At 58.1% G+C, this 19,710-nt stretch carries 16 protein-coding genes and 2 pseudogenes; 7 read left to right on the top strand and 11 right to left on the bottom strand.

Annotation, left to right across the window (positions count from 1 at the left end; genetic code table 11):
* Nucleotides 1-138: 138 nt before the first annotated feature.
* The 3 genes from FJ425_RS03725 to FJ425_RS03715 all read right to left on the bottom strand — a co-directional run bounded on the left by FJ425_RS03725 (nt 139) and on the right by FJ425_RS03715 (nt 3,012).
* A complete protein-coding gene (locus FJ425_RS03725; RefSeq protein WP_246677870.1) occupies nt 139-909 on the bottom strand; it encodes a 3-hydroxybutyrate dehydrogenase in 771 nt (256 codons plus the stop codon).
* Nucleotides 910-952: 43 nt separating this feature from the next.
* Nucleotides 953-1,738, bottom strand: coding sequence for an acetoacetate decarboxylase (locus FJ425_RS03720; RefSeq protein WP_140721864.1), 786 nt, complete (start codon nt 1,736-1,738; stop codon nt 953-955).
* Nucleotides 1,739-1,842: 104 nt separating this feature from the next.
* A complete protein-coding gene (locus FJ425_RS03715; protein WP_140721861.1) occupies nt 1,843-3,012 on the bottom strand; it encodes a patatin-like phospholipase family protein in 1,170 nt (389 codons plus the stop codon).
* 162 nt (nt 3,013-3,174) lie between these two features.
* Between FJ425_RS03715 and FJ425_RS03710 the strand changes: the two genes are divergently transcribed.
* Nucleotides 3,175-3,798 (top strand): TetR/AcrR family transcriptional regulator, encoded by a 624-nt coding sequence (locus FJ425_RS03710; protein WP_140721858.1) that lies wholly within the window; start codon nt 3,175-3,177, stop codon nt 3,796-3,798.
* 658 nt (nt 3,799-4,456) lie between these two features.
* Here the strand turns inward: FJ425_RS03710 and FJ425_RS03705 are convergent.
* The 3 genes and pseudogenes from FJ425_RS03705 to FJ425_RS03695 all read right to left on the bottom strand — a co-directional run.
* Nucleotides 4,457-5,436: pseudogene (locus FJ425_RS03705) on the bottom strand (transposase); the annotation flags it as partial.
* Between the two features lie 145 nt (nt 5,437-5,581).
* A complete protein-coding gene (locus FJ425_RS03700) occupies nt 5,582-5,881 on the bottom strand; it encodes a hypothetical protein (protein ID WP_140721855.1) in 300 nt (99 codons plus the stop codon).
* 87 nt (nt 5,882-5,968) lie between these two features.
* On the bottom strand, nt 5,969-6,484 hold the full coding sequence (locus FJ425_RS03695; protein WP_140721852.1) for a hypothetical protein: 516 nt from the start codon (nt 6,482-6,484) through the stop codon (nt 5,969-5,971).
* A gap of 355 nt (nt 6,485-6,839) precedes the next feature.
* Here FJ425_RS03695 and FJ425_RS03690 point away from each other — a divergent pair, with 355 nt between their 5' ends.
* The 4 genes from FJ425_RS03690 to FJ425_RS03675 all read left to right on the top strand — a co-directional run bounded on the left by FJ425_RS03690 (nt 6,840) and on the right by FJ425_RS03675 (nt 12,422).
* Nucleotides 6,840-9,308 carry an AAA family ATPase gene (locus tag FJ425_RS03690; RefSeq protein WP_140721849.1) on the top strand — a complete coding sequence of 823 codons (2,469 nt, stop codon included), beginning with the start codon at nt 6,840-6,842 and terminating at the stop codon, nt 9,306-9,308.
* Between the two features lie 48 nt (nt 9,309-9,356).
* A complete protein-coding gene (locus tag FJ425_RS03685) occupies nt 9,357-10,070 on the top strand; it encodes a toll/interleukin-1 receptor domain-containing protein (RefSeq protein ID WP_140721847.1) in 714 nt (237 codons plus the stop codon).
* 856 nt (nt 10,071-10,926) lie between these two features.
* Nucleotides 10,927-11,586 carry an outer membrane protein gene (locus tag FJ425_RS03680; RefSeq protein WP_140721844.1) on the top strand — a complete coding sequence of 220 codons (660 nt, stop codon included), beginning with the start codon at nt 10,927-10,929 and terminating at the stop codon, nt 11,584-11,586.
* A gap of 533 nt (nt 11,587-12,119) precedes the next feature.
* Nucleotides 12,120-12,422: a hypothetical protein gene (locus FJ425_RS03675; RefSeq protein ID WP_140721841.1), complete on the top strand. Its 303-nt coding sequence runs from the start codon at nt 12,120-12,122 to the stop codon at nt 12,420-12,422.
* Here FJ425_RS03675 and FJ425_RS03670 read toward each other — a convergent pair.
* Together FJ425_RS03670 and FJ425_RS03660 are read right to left on the bottom strand one after the other, a co-directional pair.
* Entirely contained in the window at nt 12,409-12,741 is a 333-nt protein-coding gene (locus FJ425_RS03670) for a hypothetical protein (protein WP_140721839.1), read from the bottom strand. The genes FJ425_RS03675 and FJ425_RS03670 overlap by 14 nt on opposite strands.
* A gap of 527 nt (nt 12,742-13,268) precedes the next feature.
* The gene (locus FJ425_RS03660; RefSeq protein ID WP_140721833.1) at nt 13,269-14,603 is read right to left on the bottom strand and encodes a DUF2130 domain-containing protein; all 1,335 of its coding nucleotides are present in this window, start codon (nt 14,601-14,603) and stop codon (nt 13,269-13,271) included.
* 768 nt (nt 14,604-15,371) lie between these two features.
* On the opposite strand from FJ425_RS03660, the gene FJ425_RS03655 reads away from it, so the two are divergent.
* Both FJ425_RS03655 and FJ425_RS03650 read left to right on the top strand, forming a co-directional pair.
* The gene (locus FJ425_RS03655; protein ID WP_246677867.1) at nt 15,372-16,361 is read left to right on the top strand and encodes a hypothetical protein; all 990 of its coding nucleotides are present in this window, start codon (nt 15,372-15,374) and stop codon (nt 16,359-16,361) included.
* Nucleotide 16,362: 1 nt separating this feature from the next.
* A pseudogene (locus tag FJ425_RS03650) lies at nt 16,363-17,839 on the top strand (FAD-dependent oxidoreductase).
* 37 nt (nt 17,840-17,876) lie between these two features.
* Here the strand turns inward: FJ425_RS03650 and FJ425_RS03645 are convergent.
* From FJ425_RS03645 to FJ425_RS03635, 3 genes are all read right to left on the bottom strand, one after another.
* The gene (locus tag FJ425_RS03645) at nt 17,877-18,347 is read right to left on the bottom strand and encodes a YbhB/YbcL family Raf kinase inhibitor-like protein (RefSeq protein WP_140721830.1); all 471 of its coding nucleotides are present in this window, start codon (nt 18,345-18,347) and stop codon (nt 17,877-17,879) included.
* 48 nt (nt 18,348-18,395) lie between these two features.
* Nucleotides 18,396-18,833 carry a DUF2267 domain-containing protein gene (locus tag FJ425_RS03640; RefSeq protein WP_140721827.1) on the bottom strand — a complete coding sequence of 146 codons (438 nt, stop codon included), beginning with the start codon at nt 18,831-18,833 and terminating at the stop codon, nt 18,396-18,398.
* Between the two features lie 353 nt (nt 18,834-19,186).
* The gene (locus FJ425_RS03635; RefSeq protein WP_140721824.1) at nt 19,187-19,615 is read right to left on the bottom strand and encodes a CBS domain-containing protein; all 429 of its coding nucleotides are present in this window, start codon (nt 19,613-19,615) and stop codon (nt 19,187-19,189) included.
* Nucleotides 19,616-19,710 lie beyond the last annotated feature (95 nt).

Genomic DNA, 19,710 nt, shown 5'->3' with positions numbered 1-19,710 from the left:
TGATAGTGCCTGTGGTGCCGATCTGAAAAGGATTGAAATAATCAACTTCTAATGTCCAGCGCGAGCGATGCGTCCATGTCTTCGACCAGTGCCCGGACTACCCGGACCTCTTTGCCCATCGACATGCTCTGCAAAGGGCTACTGCATCGACCATCCATGGCTGACCACAAGCGACTGGCCGGTCAGAGCGTTAGAGGGGAAGGCCGCGAGAAACAACGCCGTCTCCGCCACATCCTGCACAGTCGTAAACTCGCCGTCGACGGTTTCCTTCAGCATGATGTTTTTGACGACCTCCGCTTCAGATATCCCGAACTCGCGGGCCTGTTCCGGTATCTGCTTTTCCACCAGCGGGGTGCGGACGAAACCGGGGCAAATCACATTGGCACGAACGCCGCGGTCGGCACCCTCCTTCGCTACGACCTTAGCCAGGCCGATCAAGCCGTGCTTGGCTGTCACATAAGGCGCTTTGAGCGGCGATGCTTCCTTGGAATGTACCGATCCCATGTAGATGATGCTGCCGCTGTTCTGCTTGTACATCTGCCGCAAGGCGGCGCGGGTGGTCAGGAAGGCGCCATCGAGGTGGATGGAAAGGAGTTTCTTCCATTTTGCGAATTCGAATTCGACGAGAGGGCCGACAATCTGGACACCGGCATTGCTGACTAGGACGTCCAATCGGCCGAAGGCCTGGATCGCTTGGCCCATGCCAATTTCGACCTGCTCCTCATTGCCGACGTCCATCGCGACTCCGAGGGCACGTTTGCCCGTCGGATCGATCTCGGCCGCGGTTCTTTGAGCCGCCTGCTGATCAAGATCCGCGATGACCACCTTTGCCCCCTCACTGGCAAAGGTGAGTGCAATTTCCCTGCCGATGCCGCTCGCGGCTCCAGTGATCATGGCGACCTTGTCCATAAGCCGGCCGTCGGGATTTGCAGCCTGCTTGACCGACGATGTTTCACTCAGCGAACGCATGGGTTTTTCCTTTGTTATAGGTGGGCTTCGTCTCGGCCAGATAGTCATGGACGACCGTCCCGAGCGGCAGGGTCAAATCGGCAATGATGTGCATCGCCGATACCACCTCCAGGACCGGTAATTCTGCCACGGGGGCCAGCGCGTGCGACCAAAGATCGAGCGATGCCGGGCCGTGCCAGGCTTCCTTGAGATCGATATCTTCCAAGCGGTATTCGACCAGTTCACAGATACGTGGCCTGCCGTCGACATGGGGGATGATCTTCAGCAGGAAATTGGGGCCGCTGAGTGAGGCCCTTACGGATGCGAGTTCGGCAGCCCGGTGCTTGTAGCCCATCGTTGCGGTGGCGACCCGGACCGGGCCGTAGTCGAGTGTGCCCACAAGAGTGTCGGTCTCCACGCGCAGCGTGGGACTGGCTAGCTTCTTTGGGAAACCCCACAGTTCGCGGCCACCTGCGATCGGCGGGTGATCGTCGAGGAACATGCAATGGGTGTAGCTGCCATGGCGGCCGCGAAAGGAAACAGGAATGACCTGTCCACTTTCCGTGTAGTCGCCGAAACCCGACGAGTCGGGCATGCGTATGAACTCGAACTTCACCAACGGGTCGGGCACCTCGAGCGGTTCCGGCACAAGCTCGCGCAGCTTTCTCGGATCCGTCCGATAGGTGATGATCAGATACTCGCGATTTCGGAAACGATATGGACCGACTGGATAGGCGGGGTTGGTCAGAGGCATGGCAAAGGCCGTTTCCCTGATAGTGTCTTGGTTCATGGCTGGTCTTCCTTGGGTGGAGCAGTCTGCTGGGTTTCAGGAGAAGCCCGTTTGAGTTTGGAGGATTGGAGCACGAGCTCGATCGCGCAGCCGCGTCGCGGCCGCTACCCCTGCCCGTTCTGGGCGAGATCGTAAGTGCTAACTCCCTCCAGATTGTTCGGTCTGCTCAGTGCCTCTGGCTGACGCAGCGTGCGCACCGCGTCGAAGTAACCCGCTTGCCAATGGTCCTCCATCGACAGCCGCGAAAATTCGTAATCCTTTGAGTGCGTCTCGTACTGTCTAGACCGATAGATCAGGTGAACCAATTTATAGACCTTGTGGTCGGCAAGAGAGCTCAGCATGGTCGCTTCATCGCTGCCGAGCAGGTCGGTGGGAAGCTTTGCGAGTAAGCCTGCAAGCGCGTGCCGGGACCGCTGGTGCTGCTTGAACTGCTCGGTGTTGGCGCGGGTGCGGCTGGAATACTGGATTTCCTTCTGCCTGGTCGCCACGTCGGCAAGATTACGAGGAAAATCACCCTGGGCGCTCCAGAGGTCCACCTGGAAGGCGAGCGTGTCCTGCCGAGGCCCGTTCTCGGCCACCCATTGCAACGGGGTGTTCGAGATGAGGCCGCCGTCCCAGTAGAATTCCCCCTCGATCTCAATGGCCGGGAAGCCTGGCGGAAGCGAGCCGCTGGCCATCACGTGCTCTGGACGGATCGTATGGGTTTGATTGTCGAAGTAGACGAAATTACCCGTGCACACGTTTACGGCGCCTGCGCTGAAACGCATGCCGCCTGCGTTGATCCGGTCGAAGTCGACAAGTCGTTCAAGCGTGCTCTTCAGGTGAGTGGTTTCGTAAAAACTTGTGCCCTCGATTGCTCCACCTGGGCGGAGCCAGGGAGCAGGTTGCCGGAGACTGAAAAAGCCCGGCGCGCCAGCTATGGCAGCGCAGGCTGCGCTGAACTGATTGAAGATCGCGCGGGGCAGGTCGCCTTTGGGAGCCAGCGCGCCTGCGGCGGCAGCCCAGTCGAGCAGGGGGTTCGCCGTAATCTCGCGCCAGAACGCACGCAGCTTTGAGACCCGTTCGGAAGGCTCGTTGCCGGCAATGATTGCCGCGTTGATGGAACCGATGGACACGCCGGCGACCCAGTCCGGATGAATGTCGGCTTCCGCAAGAGCTTCATAGACTCCCGCCTGGTAGGCCCCGAGCGCGCCTCCACCTTGCAGCACCAGGGCAATGCATTCGAACGGCAGCGGCCGGCTCTCTGATTTGAAGTGCTGGGACTGAACATTCATTGATGCCATTCCTTATTGTTCGGATACGCTTGTGTTGGGAAAACGAGAAATCGAGCTGCTGCCGGTTGGCTCAGCAACTTTCATATTGCACAATTAGGTCAAATCGACTATTTAGTCAATATGACATTTGCGTAATGATGCAATGCAGAAAAGGCAGGACGGATGGCAAAGGTTGATTTGGCGCGTAGGGCGGAGATCGGACGGGAGAAGCGAGAAAAAACGCGTGCCCTGATCCTGGATGCCGGGACGATGCTGATGGCAGAACGGCCTCGCGAGGCGGTTACGATCGATGCGGTAGTCGAGGCAGCCGGCGTCGCGAAGGGTACCTTCTACTACCACTTCCAGAGCATCGACGAACTGGCTGCAGCTGTGGGGGAAAAACTCGGGGAGAGCTTTGACGCAGTGTTGGGGGACGCGCGCCGCGCACTGGAGGATCCACTCAAACGCCTATCCTTTGCTTTCACGAAGTTCTTGGAAAAGGCGATCTCGGACGCGAACTGGGCACGTCTGGTCGTTCAAAGTTCTCAATCGCGCGGCGAGTATGCGCGAGGTGTCCGGACGAACCTCAAGGCCGATATCGCGCAGGCGATAGTTCAAGAGCGTGTGAGCATACGGGACGCGGAGCTGGCAGTGGACATCGTGATGGGCATATGGCTGCAGGTGACGCGCGGTATTCTTGATCGTGGCACCAGGCCCGAAGTGACACAACAGACCGTCGAGTCGGTGCTTCGGGCCTTGGGTGCGTCGCGATCGGACCAAGAGAATGCCTGGAAGAAATGGTCATAATGGCTAAGTGAGGCCGGAAGCTGTGGTGCCGTGCGCGTCGCAACTAACGGCAGCTATCCCACGGTCGGTGCCTCGTAACGGCCTGTCTGGAATCGGCCCCAGTGCAGACGTTTGAAGGATAAGGGCAAACCCGGTATGGGCCAGCGGATGTGCTCCGCACCTTGGAGATTCTCACACTAGATCAACAATTTATTATAAAATCGTACATTGCAGCGAAGGCGAGCAATGTGTGAGAAATGACGAAAACGCCAGCAAAAACAGCCAACCGATCGCCGCACAATGTGCGCCCTTTTATCTTGCCATCTTATTCGTCGCACTTTACGAGACCCCATTTCCATCGTCCTCCCTCCTATAATATACGATAGTACACTATTCTATTCTATATACCACGATTCCATACTCTTTCGTTGAGTTTCGATGCGCCGTGCAGTCTTGCGCGCTCTGCGACGGCGTAGCAGCGCTGCTTATTTGCAGCACGGGAACCGTTGTGGCGCACGTTTCCATCGGGGCTGACAGAGCCATGATCACAGGCAATCCGGCGCGGTCCGGCCGCCTCGCGATCAGCGCGGCCGCAGGCAAGATAACGTGCGTTCCGTCGTTCCTGGTCTGCATCGGTCCTCATCCGCCGGAGCGGATTCATTGTGTCAGATGGCGTCCGTCAACGTGCCGGCGCCATGAGTTTTAACCTGTCGGTCTTCTGTTCATCGATGCGCTTGCCGGCCTTGTCATGGGCACGCCGGCCGGCATCCGCCTGGCTTGCCGCTGGATCACAGACATAGAACGTTCTGCCGGTCCAGATCGCATGAATGATCACCGCCAGCTTGCGCGCCACGGCGACACAGGCCTTGCGGTGGCAGGAGCGTTTGGCGATCGCCTGGCCACAGCTCTTGACCTTGTCCCTGCCCTTGAAGCGCGTCATCAGCCCCGACGCCGCCTCGTATAGCGAGCGTCGCACGTCCGCGTCTCCGGCTTTCGATATGCGCCCCTGCACGTCGATCGAGGCGCCCGACTGCGAGCGCCGCGAGGTGAGTCCGAAGGCCGCCACGTCGCGCGAGCGGCGGAAGCGCGACGGGTCATCGATCGCCGTCATGAACGAAAGTGCCGTCACCGGGCCGGGGATCGCCATAGTACGCCGGCACAGCTCGCTGCGGGCCACCATTCTGACGCCGAGATCGTGCAGCCGGCAGTACTGCCTCCACAGCGCTGCGCGCGCCGACAGCATGGCGTCCATCACCTCGGACGACAGCGGATCCTCCGCCACCGCGGTGCGCACCGATTTCTCGAAAGCCCCTCGCCCGACCTTTCCCAGTCGGACGCTAAATGCCTTCAGCGATGGCAGATGGCGTTCTCCAGGTCGAGGAACATGGCCTTCGGGTTGCGCCGGTGCCTCAGCAAAAGCTTCGTCCGGTAGCAGCTTTGCGACTTGGTATGGGCCTGTCGGAATCCAGCCGGTGCGCATGATGTGGGCGATGCCCAGCGCATCGGCCTTGCCGGTCTTGTCGCGGTGGGCCGCCATCGCGGCGCGCGCAACGCCAACTCTAGGCCGATCGCCGGCAGACTCAGTTTCTTGAGCTCTGAACGCAACAATGACGACAACGATGTCGCCTCGTGGCCGATCGGACGAAGCGGTCCCAGGAACAGGCTGAGCGTCTTGAGGCTCGTGGCCAAGCGGTCAACAGCATCACAAACGTTGTGCACGAGCCATATCAAAAGTCAAAATAGGCCCTATTTGAACCCGCAACCAATCTGCTTGGGCGGTCCGATAGGGCAAGGTCTAAATGGACTATCGTTTCCCTCTGGTGCGGACGATAAATCCAACAGCTATCGCGCAAAGCCAAACGGCAGCGCCGAACAGCAAGGGGCCGACGACCTCGCGGACTTGCCCCGGCTTGAAGCCAGAGGCTCCACCTTTGAAAGCATAAGCGAGTAGGTTTGATGCCAACCAGAACCCCATTGGGATAGCGAACGCGAACGCCGCGAGGATCGACCCAGCGAAGCCAGCGTTCTTGCTGTCGCCGCCGAGGCCGACGTTGTAGCCACCGAAGGCCGCTGCTGCCGCGATGATCAGGGCGTATGCCTCCATCGGACTCTCCTACCGTTCCGCCACCCACCGGGAGGTAGCGCAGTTCCGCACTTGTCGAGCTCGAGGTCTCAGATTTTTTGGTGATTTCTAAACGTTGGGCTTCTGTACGGATGCCATCTGTGGAAGCGAACAGAATAGGCTCGTTACGACCGACGCCAACATAACGTATTTCTCTCTGTTGCTGCTTTCTCCAAACTCTTTATTGAACAATTTGCGTCCACTAATTTCTAGACGAAACTTATCGCTAAATTTGGGGTATATACGGCGAACTTGATGGTACAGGTCCAAAATCTGCTGATCTTCGATCAACAATTGGCCTTTGTGAGCAAAATCATTGCGCTGGTTGTTTATCGTCTGAATTGGTGCGGTCCACATGTCCCGGACGCCGAACATCCGGCACACTTCCAGCCGATTGGCGAAGGTCCACCCTTTCGTGCGCTTTGAACGCCCATCAGTTAGCTTTTCTAAAACGAAGTCGAGCGCTCGTTCCGCTTCGTAGTGGCACCGTACGATGGCCCCTACATCGTCTGCTTCGAACAACGCGCCGATGAGCCGGGAAGTGTCAACCTCGTGTTCCATGATGATCGTACCGACATCAGCCATAGTGCTTGTTTCCCCATTGCAGGATATCGCGACTATTCAATGGGATATCCAGCCGAGGTCCTCGCGGCAATCACGTTCTCGGCGGGCGGCAGCTTCACAGCTTCAACAATGGGAACGCGCCTGATTGCCGCCCGACCTTGGCGTGGCCACATCGGGTCTCTCCCCCTTGGCCCGCGAGTCCCGCCCCTTAAGAGGTCAGGCTTCTCGGATTTTTGTGCACAATTGAAGCATCCTCTGCGGAGAACGACTGCGTTATTACTGCTCGGAACGCGGAATATACCGCCCATTGCATTTAAAGGTGTAAGTGAACTATCTTCAACGGGGACTTTCGAACAGCTTGGGGGCAGTCGCTTCAATGTCAAATCCTATCGATGAAGCCCATGCCCGGCTTGTCTCGCTGTTGCCCGATTTTCGCGCCGCAATAGAGGCGGGTCAAAATGAAAGTGACACGCGGCTTAAAATCCTCGACCGGTTTCTTTTTGAGGTGTTGAACTGGAAACACGAAGCGGTTTTCACAGAGCCCCTAAGCGGCACCGGGTACATCGACTACCTTCTGACAATCGGGGGTCGGAACGAAACGATTTTGGAGGCTAAACGCGTCGGCCTGCTATCGCCCACGACTAAGGGGCGTGAGGTCATCAATGTCGCTCTAAGCGGCGCGGTAGTGAAGCCCCTTCTGCCCGGCATCCGACAAGCAATGGGTTACGCCATGGAGAAGGGCGTTGCAGTCGCGGCAGTCACTGATGGAAACACGTGGCTCTTTTTCAGAGGCTCTCGGACCGATGGAAAGCCCCCGATGGAAGGAAAAGGAATTTTGTTCCCGGACATCGATGCTGTTGCTAATAACTTCGCGAAGTTTGCCGATCTTCTCAGTCCCGCCTCAATCACCAATAGACACCATCTCGCGCACCTCAACGAGGCCGAAGGGATCACCATTCCAGAGGCAGAGCAGCAATTTTTCGTCCTCGATCCTAACTCGGCCAGAATGCGTCGTCGGGACCCCTTGGCCACGGACGCCGCGCTCCTGTTTGCTCAATTCTTCTCTCGCATGTCGAACGAGAAAGACCGCGAAATGTTGCGTGACTGCTTTGTGGAAACGGGGGAAAGCCGCAAAGCAGACGTGGAACTTGAGAAAATCATACAGCGTGTTCTAAACACGATAACGCCTCTTGAGACCGGCAAGGGCGGCGCATTGGTTGACGAGCTATCCCGCGCGATGGAGACGCGAGTGTCGGAAACGGTCCTGATAGTGGGCAACAAAGGCGCGGGGAAATCCACGTTCATTGATCGCTTCTTTGAACAAGTTCTGCCTTCGGGACTGCGCAAGAAATGTGTTGTTTGCCGGATCGATCTTGAAGATTTCCACGGCGACCGAGACGCGGTGGCCCGATGGGCGATGCAGCAACTGCTCCAAAGCTTGGAAGCAGCCGTTTGCTCAACCAATCCGCCCACGTATGACGAGCTACAGGGCATCTTTTTCTCGGAGTACCAGCGCTGGTCGCAAGGCACGAGAAAGAACCTATACGAGACCAACAAGAAGCAGTTTAAGGACGAGTTTGGCAAACACATTGAGGCTCGCCGGGAGGCATATCCAGATGAATACGTTAGGCTCCTTTTGGCTTGGTCGGCCAAGTCTCATCAGCAATTGCCATGTCTTGTCTTCGACAACACCGATCAGTTCTCGCCCGAAATTCAAGATGCGGTGTACCAATTAGCTCATTCGCTTGAGAGCGCGGCGTCGGTGTTCAACGTTGTGCCGATAACAGACAGGACTGTGTGGAGACTCTCCAAAGCGGGTGCGTTGCAGAGCTACTCGGCCCACAGTTTCTATCTACCTGTTCCCGATGCGAAGGAGATCATTTCGCGGCGCGTGAACTTCCTCCAAGCAAAGGTCGAAGCAGAGCCGGGCGCTGCAAAGTCTTATTTTTCACGCCTCGGCTTCCGCGTCGAAATCAACGACCTAGCCATTTTGGCGGATGCCGTGCGCCGAATCTTCGTGGACAACGACTACGTGTCCGGTTTCATAGGCCGGCTAGGGAATTTTGATATTCGCAGGATGCTGCGGATTGCAGAGCGCATATTCTTGTCGCCCGAGCTCGCAATCGATGAGATTATAAAGTCGAGATTTGGCGGAGAGGACGTCACTACCGATAAAAACAAAACCCATAGAGCGCTGATACGAGGAGAGTACGATAGGTTTAACGAGATAGAGAACGAGTTTATTTCCAACATATTCTCCACCAATCCCCTAAGACCTGCTCCGCCTCTCCTTGCCTACTATATCTTGTGGTTGCTTCGGCAGAAGATGAACAGTGTCAGGCCCGACGACGACAATGTTGAGGATTGGCATTGGCGGGTCGGCGACCTATGCCGTTTGTTCGAAGGCTGCGGGGTACAAGAGGAACTCGTGCTGGCAGTGATCAACAGGCTGTACGAACGCAGGCTAGTGGAGGCCCTTGATCCGAACACTGGTCGCGTAGGGGTCGGGGATCAGGTGGCCATCAAGGAAAGCGGCATCGCTCATCTTGAACTCACGCTCAATTCAAGCGTCTATCTGGAGCAAATGGCGCTTGCGACCGGTGTCGCAGAAGTCTCGACCCGAGACGAGATGCAGACTGCGTTCAAGGCAGGCAAATTCCGCGACCTACAGGACGCATTCCTTCGATACATTCTAAAGGTTGATCGAGGCCGGCTAGGTATCCCGCCTAACCGACTGTACGAACACATCGAGATGGCTCGTAAGCAGATACAAGGGCTCGCTGACAGCCCGCACAAACGCCCTCCGCCCGCCCGCAAACCGCGCCCTCAACCCATGAGTACATAGCCGCTGTCGAATAATCCCCGTGAGACCGCTTCATAGAGGAAGTTCCACATGGCAAGATGCACAGCACCATCACAGGGCCATCGCACAGCGAGCGGTAGAGCGGCCTGCCCTGCATGCGGTGGTCGGTACGGCGGCTACAGCTATAGTAGCTATAGGTCGAACCCTTACCCGACCTACTCCTCCCCGTCCTACTCATCGCCAGGAAGCAGCGGGGGCGGTCGAAGCAGCAGCGGTGGTTCCAGCCGCAGCGTAAAGCCGAGATGGTCGCGGGCTAGTTCGTCCGTCCTGTACACACCTGCCGAGGTGCTCGCACTCACGCCGATCCGTGAAAGCGTCGAGAAGCAAGCATCGCTGGACCTGCGGGACGCCTTTCTTTGCCACGCGTGGGACGACCGGCTAGGTCCCGCCAAGGAGTTGCACGATTTGCTTGAGGCAAGCGGTGTCAAGGTCTGGTTCAGTGAGAAGGACGTTGGCCTCGGTGTGCCGTTGATGCGCGCTATCGACAAGGGCTTGGCGAAATCGCGGATTGGGATTGTACTGGTGACACCCGCGCTGCTTCGCCGCCTCCCAACAGAAAGTATCGCCGACAAAGAACTTTCGGCACTCCTTGCAGGCGAGCGTATCGTCCCTATAGTGCACAACACGACGTATGAAGCCCTCCGTGAAGTTAGCCCCCTGCTAGCCTCCCGGAGCGGCCTGAGCACAGCAGAAAATTCCATGGCAGAAGTGGCGGCCAAACTTGCCGATCTGGTCGCTATTTAAGTTTGATCTCCCGGTGCTGGCCCTAGCGCCGGGCTCAATTCTGGGCACCCTCTTGGCAATCCAAGAACTTCCCGTTAGCGTCCCGTCGCGGTACACAAATGTGCCGCATGAGGTACACAACCAAGAAATGCGGTAGGTGGACGGTAGTTTCCCAAGTTACTGAAATTATGCACTTAATTCGACTTTTTGCCGGTTCGATTTCGTTCGGTTTGTCCGGCCCGGGGAGCCATTTTTCCGCCTATCTGCCAACATCCTAGCCCAGCCTGATGCATCCCAACGTCGGGCTCGCAAGAGCGCACGACTGGGCTGCAGGTTCGGTGTGCCGACCTCCGAACGTCGTCAGTGGCAGATAGCCAATCGAGCCGTAGGCCAAGCCATCCTAATTCCGAGCGATTTCGACGTTTACGCTCTATGCTGAGCGTTGCCGATAGCAAAAGAATGCCCCTTCAATAGTGGGTCTCACTATGTAGCGGTCTCCCGCTACCACCTCAAACCACTTTCCAACCTAGTGGGTTCCGCGATGTGTCTCCTGGGCGCCTACGACGTTCCCGACATAGTGCAGGCCTATTGTGATTTCGGCTCTCAGGTTCTGACTGTGTCCGATACCATAGCGAGGGCAGACTTTCGAACAGCTTTCTCAAGCTGACTTGAGGCGGAGCTGCCGCACAAGAGATTCATCCGACCTCCCCCTTCCTCCGCTTCCTCAAGAGCCTCACCGCCATGAATAGGAGCATAACGAAGGCGATGGACCTCGGCTATGGGTCGCCGTTCGAATCCGGGCAGAACTGTGGCAAAAATGCGACTGCACGTATCGGCGAGCTCTGCTACACAACGGTAGGTTACGAGGAGATCACCTATGAAGAAGCTGCTTCTTGCTTTGTCGTTGTCTCTGCTGGCGTCGTCGGCCTTTGCTGCCGATGCCATCGTTGCAGAACCTGCGCCGGTCTTTAGCTGGACAGGCGGGTATATCGGCCTACAGGCAGGCTATGCTTGGGGTAAAGGCAATATAGACCAGATCGGCGGACCGGGCTTTGTCGACACAGACCCTGACGGATTCCTTGGAGGCGTTTACGGCGGTTACAACTATCAGATGTCCAACAACATCGTGATTGGTGCGGAACTGGACGTCGTATATGCAAATGTTGATGGCAGCGGCGAAATATTCACCTCTCCTGGTGTCCCAACGGGCTTCGACGCAACCGAAGAACTCAAATGGAGCGGGGCGGCAAGACTTCGTCTAGGATATGCCGTTGATCGTTTTCTTCCTTACATTGCGGGCGGTGTTGCGTTTGGTGATGTCGACATTAGTGCTAATGTCCCCGGCGGAACTTCGTCCGATAAAACATTCACAGGATGGACGATAGGCGTCGGCTTGGATTATGCCATGACCGACAATCTGCTGCTGCGAGGCGAATATCGCTATACTGACTTCGGCTCAGAGTCCTTTGGAAATGCCAATGCCGATGTTGATCTGAAGACCAACGAGGTTCGCCTCGGCATCGCCTACAAATTCTAGTTCTCTGAAGTTCCAAATAGAGAGCCTGTCGCTTACCGCGACAGGCTTTTTTTCTGCAGGAAAAACCTCCGTCGTTGCGGCGGTAACTTCCGTGAGATAATCCCATAGCCGCGTAGAGGGGCGACGGACATGTCGTTGTCGCGTTGCAGTGGCGTTTATTGGCCCGCCGATTTAGACAAGCTCCAGCGGGTATTTAACCGGTTGTGTGCTGAGCGCCGCCTAGCCAAGAAGGACCGGGAGCAGCGGGAATAGCTGGCTGTGGAAATCTTCCAAATTTTCGACGACGGCACTAATGAAGAAGAGGCCCTGTGGCGCGCAATCTCCAAGCGCAGCAGAGCGTAACTATCTGGTTTCCTAATCAGTGAGGAATACGGGTAGGGTTGCAACATTTGCACCTGGCAGGGCGACATGATCGGGATGGCGGCGAGTTTGGTCACAGCTGGCCGGAAGACATACGTGCTTTGCGCCAATAGAGACCTTGACCGTCAGTTTAAATGTATATGCAAGTTGTAAGGCGACGTGGGGATACACAAGTGAGAATCGGCACCACTACCATAAAAGTTATAGCGGCAGTAGCACTCGGTATTAGTTTACATGTGTCAGCAAACGCTGACGCCAAATCGACCGCGTATGAAGGCGGATACATAATGGCGGCTTTTGGTTCGTGCCCTGTTGTGGCCATATTTGGCTCTATGAGCAGATTTATCAAATACCAGGGCTCAAAAGATTATAATCGCGGCTTTGCCGCTTTCGAGGCCGCGTTTAAAAAAGGCCCTCGGCCAAGCAAGTTATGCTTCGATGCAGCGCGTGAAAGCGGTTTTTTCAGCGTACGGTAGGCACAACGGCATCTGTCCCATGCGCAATGATGACGTTCGGGCGGCAAGCGCCGAAGACGAAGTCAAACTGCTCGGTCACAGGTTTTGGATAGGTACTTTTCCGCTTGGACGGGCGAGCGTCGATGTTAGCTTCCAGCACGCCGACGCCAGGCAAGCCGCGTACGATGTCTGTGATTTTGCCGCGGGGTCTTACTCTCACTCCCGCGCTGAGCAAGGTATTCGTCGTACCAAGCGTCCTTCTGATAGCTGTAGCCGCATTTCCAAAATCGCCAGCGGTCGCCTTCCACAGCGGTCGCTGGTTGTAGCCGACGATGAACACGTCGCAGCCAACCGGTGACCCCTCACAGACGAACGGGCGTAGGTCAGTCGGGCGTTCGATGACCTTTTAGCGAGGCCGATCGCAAACTCATCCACATTCATCAAAGCGCGCCCACTTCGCGCATGGCGGCTTCCAGCGCCACTCGCTTGTCGGGCGGACACGAATGCATGCGCGAGCCTGGGTCGGCGCGATTAGCTGCCCTTCGCGTAGTCAGGCCGTGTGCAGCCTTAATGTCGGCTATCCAACAAGTCTTCGGCACGAACGACGGGACATAGTCCTGGATTTCGTTATACGTCGGCATTGGTTATCTCCGATTCACGACACGGTGGTAATAGGCGCGTAGGCATCGAAAGGCTCCTGAAAAAGATCAATAATCATTAGTTGTGCCGCTCCTCCAGACCGATCACTCTGCCGCGTCCTCATTTATCGAGCGGAACTCGAGCCCTATCGGCAAAAACAGCACCCCTGCATTCGGCACGTGAAGGCGGCACACCAGGATCGAGGCTTTCGGTGAGAACTGGCTGCCGTCAAAGCGCGGCGGGTAAGCCTGAGTCGGAGGCTGGTCCTGTCACCGCTAACACCTCCAGGCTTTCAATCTCCTGCATCACGTTCCCGGCTATGCCTTGCAAATCACCATACATGCCGACTGTCGATTCAATGACACCTTGAATCTGCGCTTCTCGCTTGGCCCATAGTCGGATGGTGGCTTTGCGCTCACGTGCGAGATCATCCTGCATGTCGGAGAACTTTTCGACGATGGCCTCGATGCGCTGTCGAAAACGCGGTCCGGTCAAATAACCATACACCAGCTCCATTTTTGAGGCTTGACCGACCTGGACTAAACGGGTGTTCGACAATTCGATAAGCGACTGCCGCAATATGACTGCGATTGGGATGGCGCACTTGGGGTGGGCGACATATACCCCGTCGACTAGGTCGAATGTCTCAACGCCCGCAGGCAGGGCTTCAGAAATTAGCAAGGCGATGTCTGCCTTCGCAGCTCGCTGATCAGTCCTCAGCTTGCCGAGCCAGCCCTGACTCCAATTTTTGGTGCGCTTGGATTCCCAAAGTATCGCCCCGCATAGCTGACCAGCCGGGCCGATGACCCGCTGGAGGACATCGCCCCCAAACTCGCCCTTCGCGACCGGCTCGATCTCATCGACCGGGAAGCGACTGCTGATCAGCCCTTCCAGTTCCAACTCCAGAGCTTCACCTTGCAGCTGCTGGGAGCCCTGTTCAGCGCGGCGCTTCAGATCCTCGATCTGACGCTGCATGCCGGCGATTTGTTCCTCCTTCTCGACGATCTTCATTTTGAGACCGTCTTCGGCATCGGACTTGGCTTTTGCCCGAACCGCGTCGAGACTTTCCTGTACTTTTCGCTCGATGGTGAGGGTCATCTCCCGCCGCTCATCTTCGAGCGCGCGCTGCTTCGCGAGGAACTCTGCTTGCTGCTTCTGTGCCTTTTGGAGCTTGTTGTCGCGCGCCTTCAGCGTCTCCTCCAACTCGGCCACTTTGCGGTCGCGCTCATCCAAGTCCGCGGATAGCAAAAGCTTTGCCTTTCGCGCCTCATCGGCTGCAATGTGAGTTCGCTCGGTCCTAACTTTCTCGGCAACGAGCGTTTCAACGCTCTCTTTCGTAGCTGCGACTTCATGGCGTTGACGCTCGAGTTCTTCTTCTCTCAGGGCGATGGCTGCATTCGTCTGAGCGATGCGCTGCTCGTACTCCTCTCGCGTAGCAGCGATTAGCGGTGCTGCGAGAGACTCGTTCAGCTTGAAGTCAGTCTTGCAACTGGGACAGGTGATCGTCGGCTCGTTGAAGAACTTGTCGCCGTGGAGAGTTTTGCTGACAGGTTGAACGGTCATTGGAGCGCCTCGGGAGAATCGGTTCCTTGAGGCAATAGTTTAGCCGATGCTCGCTGCAGTGAATAGAACAAAAAGGGAACACCTGGGGCATTCCACCGAATTGAGTTGGTTCAAGTGGAGCGTCAGGGTTAGACCGCGAATCGCGCGCTCAACGGTCCAATAGCGTCCAGGGACGAGCCGCTACATCCACCTCAAAATGTGGGGTGTAATGAGGGTTTAGATGACCTAAATTGTGAAATTTGCTGATGATTCAATGCGCTAGCAATAGTGATGGCGGAGAGAGCGGGATTTGAACCGACTTAAAGGAGGGCTATAGCGTAGACGTAGTTCTCATCATCACTCGGCGCGGTGCGCCAATTTCTCATTGCATAACAGGTAGTTAGCACTAGGCTTTGCTTAGCTGAAGTCCTTCGGGGTTGAGCGGCGTAAGCGCTGAGAACCGCGCTCGGCTGCGGCCTCGCCAACCTCAATTCGATTTGGCGGCTTCGCAACTTTGCCTCCCCGATCGAAAGGCCCGAAACGCCTGGCAACCTCGCACATCCCGTTATGAGTGCCTGGACCCGAAACTCGTGATCAGACGACGATACCCGCTCGCGCCGGGGAAAGCGGCCAAGGAACCCGCCGCCGATCAGATCGTTTCGCGATATTGGGCAGATCAACCGGACGGAGGAGAGCTTGAAATTCGGCGTGCTCGCAATCGCGCGGTGCCGAATATCGGTTAGTTCTGCCAATTTAGGACTTGTCTGCCAGTTCTAGGACTTTGGCGCAATGTTGCATGACGTCGACTATGTCCTGCGAAAACTCGATTGGCTGCGCGCCGAAGGCATCTGGCCCAACGGCTTGCGGTATCTTTGGACCGATGCGTTCGGCGTCGTGCTCTATGTCTCGCTTTACATAGAAACTGGCGAAGAGCGCTGGCTGGGCGCGGCCGACCGGCTGGTGGCCGATGTCGAGCGTGTGCTCGGCCGCCGGCGCGGATTGAGGATCGGCGAGGCGGCGGATCGCGATGGCCAGTATTTCCATTATCTGGCGATGTGGCTGTTCGCCTTGGCGCGTCTCGGCGATCTGAAGCCGGAATACCGCAAGCGCGGCATTGCGCTGGCGCGTGACATTCACCCGGCCTTTGTGATCCCCGGCCGCGGCGTGATCTGGAAGATGCAGGAGGATCTGAGCGGCCCATATCCTGGCTACGGTCTCGGCAGCATGGATGCCTATGACGGCTACGTCTCTTACCGGATGCTCGGTGAGGACGCACTGGCGGTCGAGATCGCGCAAATGCGTGACCTGATAGAGCGGGATTGGCGCACCCTCGATATCGAGCAGGACCTCGGCCTGGGCATGATGCTGTGGCTCGCCCATTTCTTTCCCGACGAGCCATGGGCAGAGGCGCAGACGAGGCGTTCGCTGCGAACCCTGGAAACGATGTGGGTCGACCCGCCCGGCTATTTCAGCCGCGCCCCATGGCTGGGCGATACCAAGTTCGCCTTCACCAATTACGGCGTTTCACTCGGCCTGCAGGCCGCCGGTATCTGGCCGGGGCGTGTCGACAGGCTGAACGCCTTCTTTGAGAACTGGCGCTCGGGCGACGAATACGACCGCGAGGCGATCACTTGGGTGAAGGCCTGCACCTCGCACCTTCCCGGCGCTTTTCTGACCCGGGGTGGCGAGGGCTCGACTGAAAGCGACGAACCCCGGGAACGTTCCTCCGCCGACCCGGTTGTCGATGGAAGCTCATCGAGACGCAAGGGACGCGGTTGAAATGGCCATTCTCTCGGGAAAACCGGGAAACTGTTGGGTTGCGGCAGCCACTGCCACGAACTTTCCCCGGCTCGAAGCTTCGGTCCGTGCGGACGCCGTTGTCGTGGGGGCTGGAATTGTCGGCCTGACGACGGCGCTTCGCCTTTGCGAGGCGGGCCGGTCGGTGGTCGTCCTCGAAGGCCTGCGGACAGGCGGCCAGGTCACCGGCCGCTCGACGGCCAAGATCACCACGCAGCATGGACTGATCTATCGTCATCTCATCGATACTGTCGGCCGGGAGTTGGCCCAGGACTACGCCGACGCGAATTCCGCTGGCGCGCAACAAATCCGCGATTGGGTCAACAACTACGCCATCGCCTGCGATCTCGAGAGCAAGGACGCCTATACCTACACGTGCAGTGAAAGCCGGCGCGCGGAGGTCATGGCCGAGGCGGAGGCCGCGCGCCAGGTCCGGCTGGAGGCCGATCTCCTCGAGCGCGCACCGCTGCCTTTCGAAACGACCGCAGCGTTACGGTTCCCCGACCAGGCGCAGTTCAATCCAGCGATGTATCTGATCGGCTTGGCGGCAGCGGTGACAACCCGTGGCGGCCGCATCTTTGAAAACAGCCGCGCCACCTCGATCGACGAGGCAAGCCGCTGGCGCGTCGTCACCGATGGCGGCGCCGTTGATGCCGAGGACGTCATTGTCGCCACCAACATGACGGTGAAGAGTCCCGTCGGCATGGCGAACCGGACGCAACCGCGCTGCCACACCGCCATGGCCTTTCGGATCGATGATCCCCTCCCTGTCGACGGCATGTTCATCGGCATCGACGATCCGACGCATTCCATCCGCACGGGCTGTGATGCCGAAGGTCCACTGCTGGTCGCACTCGGCCCGAAATTCAACACCGGCTGGGATGGCGACGTGGCGAGGCGGTTCGTCGAACTGGAAAAATGGGCGAGAAAGAACCTTCCCGTCGGTGACGTTGCGTGGCGCTGGTGCAATGAGGATTATGATACGGCCGACAGGATCCCATACGCCGGCGAACCCGATCCCACCAAGGCAGCCGGCTTCCACATTGCCACGGGTTTTAACGCCTGGGGCATCACCAACGGAACGGTCGTGGGCACGATGATCGCCGACCTGATCTGCGCCCGCCCAAGCCGATGGCAAAAACTCTACGATCCGGCGCGGCCCTATCCCGAGGACTTCCACAAGAATGGCCGCAGTCAATCGATCGTCTCGAGCACGCACGATATCGCGCCCGGCATGGGTGGCGTGATCGTCAGGGGAGACGAAAAGATTGCGGCGTGGAGAGACGCCGAAGGTGCACTCCAGGCGGTTTCGGCGACCTGCACCCACAAAGGCTGCACCCGTATCCTGGAACAATGCCGACCGCACCTGGGACTGTCCCTGCCACGGCTCGATCTTTGCCGCCGACGGTTCGGTCATCCACGGCCCCGCCCGAAAACCGCTTGCCCGGATTGCATTGTGAAGGCGACCGCTGTGAAGGCGGCGACCAGCCGCCGGTCTCATGCTGGCCGTTCATAGGTTCCGACCAGCTCCGTCTCCTGCAACGCGTGCTTCTGGGCTTGCTTCCAGACCTGATGCACGCCCGCCTGTCCCGGTACGCCGAGGCTCGGCACATCGAGCGCGGCCAGCCGAAAGTGGTAATGGTGGACGCCATGCCCCGCAGGCGGCTGCGGACCATCGTAATTGGCATTACCGAAATCATTGGTGGCTTGCCTGAGTGCCGACGGACCGGGCTTGCCATCTTCGGCTTCGGCAAGTCCGCCGGCATCCGGCGGGATATTGAAGACCGCCCAGTGCCCGAAAGTCCCGCTTGGCGCATCGGGATCCTGCACGACAAGAACAAGGCTCTTGGTACCGTCAGGAACACCGGACCACTTCAGCGGCGGCGAGACGTTCTGGCCGTCGCGCGCGTATTTTTCGGGAATTTTTCCGCCTGCCGGGAAAGCCGGGCTGATAAGGGTGAGCGGCATTGCTATTTCCCCTGGAGATTGCGACCGAGAAACCCGCGCCGGCGCCGTTCACGCCGCTTGCTGAGTTTCGGCGACCCGTCTGATCTCTCCTGGCAGGGAGTCCCAGACCTTGTGCATCTGTCCTTCTTCGACATGCTGGGCAAGCACCTTGGAGACGGCCCTGAATGCATCCTTGGAATCGAGCGGGCGGATGACTTCAAGCTCCGCCTTGATCCTGGCCAGAAACTCGTCGAGCGACCGCACCTTCTCGGGAGCTTTGGAGGGTTGGTATTGGTCATAGAAGGCTCCACGAACCAGAATCGGCAATTGCGAGCCGAGGTGTGCTGCAAGATCCGGCTGGATACGGTCGCGCAGGGCGTGCAGCACCGCTCCGAGAACGTGCCAGGCGACCTGCCGATCCGGTCCAATCTCGTCCATGATCTCGTCGAGCCAGATGTTCGTGGTCTGCAGTGTCTTGTCGAATACGTCGAGTCCGGTGGCGTTCATCGAAATCCTCCTTCCGTTCAAATCCGACTGGGTGGATTGACCAAACAGCCATGCCGGCCCGTTGTTCCGCGATGGCATGTCCCGATGCGCATTCTTGTCGGCTGTCGAGCTTCCGAAGAACCCCGCTGCAAAGGACAAGACACGCCGCATAGATGTGAAAGCGCGATAGTGGCCAAACTGAAGGCTGCCTGAGCAGGGGGCGTTCAGCCCCGACGGAGGAGAACGCATGGCCGTAACCGCTCAGGCGAGCGTCTAGAGCGGTTCAGCGTTTCACGGAATCGCCAAACCGCTCTAAATTTTGTTTTTACGCAATTCCGGACGGAAAACCGCTACGCACTTTTCCTGGAATTGCTCTAGCGCCGGGGATCGTCCGTCGCCTCGGAAATGCCTTCAAGGGCGATCTTGGCGGCTTCCTCATCGGTCCGCCCGAGGTCAGCCAGAGCAATGACGCCGACGAGACGCTTGTCGCGGTTGATCACCGGAAGACGACGCACCTGATGCTTGGCCATGATCTTCGCTGCATCGGCGATATCGGCGTCGTCGAAGCACCAATGGACATGCTCGGACATGACCTCGCGAACGGTCGTGTTGCCGGCTAAGCGCTCCTCGGCGACGCCACGCATCACAATGTCGCGGTCCGTCACCATGCCGACCAGCCTGTCATTCTCGCCGACCGGAAGGGCGCCGAGATTGTCGGCCCGCATTTTCCGGGCGGCATCCCTGATTGTCGTGTTCGGGCCGACCAGTTCGGTCCGACGGCACATGATCTCCTGAACTTGCATGGGATGTTCCTCTCTCTGATTGCTGAGGCGCCAAACCCGCCTCTGCTGCGCATCGCGAGATCGCCAGGCGTCCGGAGCACGGATCGCGGTCTGTT

This window comes from Mesorhizobium sp. B2-7-2 (assembly GCF_006440775.1).
Lineage (GTDB): Bacteria > Pseudomonadota > Alphaproteobacteria > Rhizobiales > Rhizobiaceae > Mesorhizobium.
Note: the sequence above shows the minus strand (reverse complement) of the source record. Positions and strands in the feature narration are given on the sequence as shown.

What these genes read in the sequence shown, in the direction of transcription:
- FJ425_RS03725 (WP_246677870.1), bottom strand. Translation starts at nt 909, where the DNA reads ATGGACAAGGTCGCCATGATCACTGGAGCCGCGAGCGGCATCGGCAGG.
- FJ425_RS03720 (WP_140721864.1), bottom strand. Translation starts at nt 1,738, where the DNA reads ATGAACCAAGACACTATCAGGGAAACGGCCTTTGCCATGCCTCTGACC.
- FJ425_RS03715 (WP_140721861.1), bottom strand. Translation starts at nt 3,012, where the DNA reads ATGAATGTTCAGTCCCAGCACTTCAAATCAGAGAGCCGGCCGCTGCCG.
- FJ425_RS03710 (WP_140721858.1), top strand. Translation starts at nt 3,175, where the DNA reads ATGGCAAAGGTTGATTTGGCGCGTAGGGCGGAGATCGGACGGGAGAAG.
- FJ425_RS03700 (WP_140721855.1), bottom strand. Translation starts at nt 5,881, where the DNA reads ATGGAGGCATACGCCCTGATCATCGCGGCAGCAGCGGCCTTCGGTGGC.
- FJ425_RS03695 (WP_140721852.1), bottom strand. Translation starts at nt 6,484, where the DNA reads ATGGCTGATGTCGGTACGATCATCATGGAACACGAGGTTGACACTTCC.
- FJ425_RS03690 (WP_140721849.1), top strand. Translation starts at nt 6,840, where the DNA reads ATGTCAAATCCTATCGATGAAGCCCATGCCCGGCTTGTCTCGCTGTTG.
- FJ425_RS03685 (WP_140721847.1), top strand. Translation starts at nt 9,357, where the DNA reads ATGGCAAGATGCACAGCACCATCACAGGGCCATCGCACAGCGAGCGGT.
- FJ425_RS03680 (WP_140721844.1), top strand. Translation starts at nt 10,927, where the DNA reads ATGAAGAAGCTGCTTCTTGCTTTGTCGTTGTCTCTGCTGGCGTCGTCG.
- FJ425_RS03660 (WP_140721833.1), bottom strand. Translation starts at nt 14,603, where the DNA reads ATGACCGTTCAACCTGTCAGCAAAACTCTCCACGGCGACAAGTTCTTC.
- FJ425_RS03655 (WP_246677867.1), top strand. Translation starts at nt 15,372, where the DNA reads ATGTTGCATGACGTCGACTATGTCCTGCGAAAACTCGATTGGCTGCGC.
- FJ425_RS03645 (WP_140721830.1), bottom strand. Translation starts at nt 18,347, where the DNA reads ATGCCGCTCACCCTTATCAGCCCGGCTTTCCCGGCAGGCGGAAAAATT.
- FJ425_RS03640 (WP_140721827.1), bottom strand. Translation starts at nt 18,833, where the DNA reads ATGAACGCCACCGGACTCGACGTATTCGACAAGACACTGCAGACCACG.
- FJ425_RS03635 (WP_140721824.1), bottom strand. Translation starts at nt 19,615, where the DNA reads ATGCAAGTTCAGGAGATCATGTGCCGTCGGACCGAACTGGTCGGCCCG.